The sequence below is a fragment of the Streptomyces synnematoformans genome, assembly GCF_039531005.1.
GTDB lineage: Bacteria > Actinomycetota > Actinomycetes > Streptomycetales > Streptomycetaceae > Streptomyces > Streptomyces synnematoformans.
Window position 1 is genome coordinate 1 of the sequence record NZ_BAAAPF010000670.1, and the last position, 1,260, is coordinate 1,260.

Sequence of the window (1,260 nt, forward strand, 5' to 3'; positions counted from 1 at the left end):
CGAGACGGGGGACGCTCGGCGCGCCGCCGCGGAGGGCGAGTTGGGGTTCGCCGGCGGCCGCGGCGGCGGGCAGGGCGCGCTGTGACTCCTCGCGGTCGTCGGTGTCGACCAGCACGAGGCGATCGGGGTGTTCCTCCTGCGCGGACCGTACGAGGCCCCAGACCGGCGCGTGGCGGAGGTTCGGCGACTCGTCGCCGAGGGCGACGGCGTTGCGGGTGACGACGGCGAGGCGGCGGTCGGCGTTCTGCTCGTCGGCCAGCCAGGACTGGAGGGCGCTCAGGGTGCGGAGCAGGACGGCGCGGGCGGCGGCGGGGGTGTCGGTGGGGTCCGGGGTGTCGGGGTTGTCGGGGTTGTCGGGGGCGTCTTCCACGACGAGGAGGGCGGGGGCGTCGCCGCCGGTCGGGGCGGTGAGACGGCTCGGGAGGGCCGACCATTCGACGTGGTAGAGCGAGTCGGCCCGGGTGCGCAACTCGGCCGCGGGCAGCGGGCGCAGGGCGAGTTCGGCCACGGAGACGGCCGGGGCGCCGTCCGCGTACGCGGCCTCCACGGCGACCGTGTCGGGGCCGGTGCGGGTGAGGCGGGCACGGAGGGTGGCGGAGCCCGTGGAGGTGGTGGCGGCGTGGAGCTGGACGCCCTGCCAGGTGAAGGGCAGGCGGGGGGCGCCGTCCCGGCCGTCGGGGGCGTCGTCCACGAGACCGATGGCGTGCAGGGCGGCGTCGAGGAGGGCCGGGTGCACGGTGAACGGCGCGGCGTCGCCGGCGTGGTCGGGGAGGGTGACTTCGGCGAGGATGTCGCCGCCGTGGCGCCAGGCGGCGCGTAGCCCCTGGAAGGCGGGGCCGTAGGTGAGGCCCGTGCCGTCGAGGTGCGCGTAGAGGGAGGTGAGGGGGAGAGGGGTCGCGTCCGGGGGCGGCCAGACGGGGGTGTCGGCGGGGGGCTCGGCGGCGGGCGGCGGGGGCTGCGGGGAGTGCGGCTGGACGGTGGCGGTGGCGTGCCGCGACCACGGCTCGCCCGCCGCGTCGCCGTGCGGCCGCGCGTAGACGACCACGGTCCGCCGACCGCCGTCGCCCCCGCCGCTGACGGTCACCTGGAGGTCGACGGCGTCGTCGTCCGGCAGGAGGAGCGGGGCTTCCAGGGCGAGTTCGTCCAGGTGCGCGCAGTCGACGTGCCGGCCGGCGTGCAGGGCGAGTTCGAGGAACGCGGTCCCCGGGAGGAGGACGGTGCCGGAGACGGCGTGGTCGGCGAGCCAGGGGTGGGTGCGGA

Annotated in this window: 1 protein-coding gene; it reads right to left on the reverse strand. The window is 77.9% G+C overall.

The window, feature by feature from the left end; genetic code table 11:
* The coding region (locus ABD317_RS37020) for a polyketide synthase dehydratase domain-containing protein (protein WP_344296471.1) at positions 1-1,260 on the reverse strand (1,260 nt) is incomplete at both ends.